Genomic DNA, 1,289 nt, shown 5'->3' with positions numbered 1-1,289 from the left:
GGCGACGACGGACTCGGCACGGTGGCGTACGACGGTGCGGTGCGGTGGCAGAAGCCCCAACCACGGCATCGACGTGACGCTCACGGACCCCCTCGATCGAGATCTCGAGCGCCACGGGCGGCGTCCTCACCGCCGACCTTGGCGGCGGCCGCGTGCCGGTCGCGAACCTGACGTGGACCGCAGGTGCCGTCTCCGAGGCCGACGGCGTCGTCACGGTGAGCGGCGCGAACGCGACCCTCGCATCCGACGCGGCGGGGGCGTTCACCTACGCCGCGGGCGAGGTGCTCGCTCCGCTGACCTTCTCCTACACGGCACCCGAGCCGGAGCCGGAGCCTGAGCCGGTCGCGCCGAGCGTCACCGTTTCCAAGACGACCGACCTGGACGGTGAGGGTGAGACCGTCACCATCACCGGCACCGGATTCGTGCCCAACGCCCCAGCCACCACCGCCACCCGAGCCCCACTGTGCGAGCGCGAGGGCATGACCTGGGTCAACTGCCAGTTCGGCGGCGCCTACGTCGTGTTCGGCAACTTCCCCGACACCTGGAAGCCTTCTGCCGGCGTCCCCAGCACCGCACGCACCGTCATCGAGCAGCGCTGGGCCGTCGACGCCTCCAACGTCGACGCCCTCGGCGCAGAGGCCGTCGCCCTCAACGCCGACGGGTCCTTCGAGGTCACCCTCAACGTCTCCGACGCGCAGCCCGAGCTCACCGGCAACTACGGCATCTACACCTACCCCGGCTCCGGCGCGGTCTACGCACCCTTCGAGACCTACACCCCCATCACCTTCGCCGAGCCCGCACCCGAGCCGGTCGTGCCGAGCGTCACCGTTTCCAAGACAACCGACCTGGACGGCGAGGGTGAGACCGTCACCATCACCGGCACCGGATTCGTGCCCAACGCCCCAGCCACCACCGCCACCCGAGCCCCACTGTGCGAGCGCGAGGGCATGACCTGGGTCAACTGCCAGTTCGGCGGCGCCTACGTCGTGTTCGGCAACTTCCCCGACACCTGGAAGCCTTCTGCCGGCGTCCCCAGCACCGCACGCACCGTCATCGAGCAGCGCTGGGCCGTCGACGCCTCCAACGTCGACGCCCTCGGCGCAGAGGCCGTCGCCCTCAACGCCGACGGATCCTTCGAGGTCACCCTCAACGTCTCCGACGCGCGGCCCGAGCTCACCGGCAACTACGGCATCTACACCTACCCCGGCTCCGGCGCGGTCTACGCACCCTTCGAGACCTACACCCCCATCACCTTCGCCGAGCCCGAGCCGGACTATGGCATCGAGGTG

1 protein-coding gene is annotated in these 1,289 nt (G+C 70.2%); it reads left to right on the top strand.

Annotated elements, in window-relative coordinates; all coding sequences use genetic code 11:
- Window positions 1–95 precede the first annotated feature (95 nt).
- Window positions 96–1,289, top strand: a 1,194-nt coding sequence (locus B7K25_RS13880) for an HtaA domain-containing protein (protein ID WP_371328310.1), incomplete at its 3' end; no start/stop codon positions are given.

Origin of the sequence: Demequina sp. NBRC 110056, assembly GCF_002090155.1 — a bacterium.
GTDB lineage: Bacteria > Actinomycetota > Actinomycetes > Actinomycetales > Demequinaceae > Demequina.
This window is presented reverse-complemented; position numbering and strand designations above follow the sequence as displayed.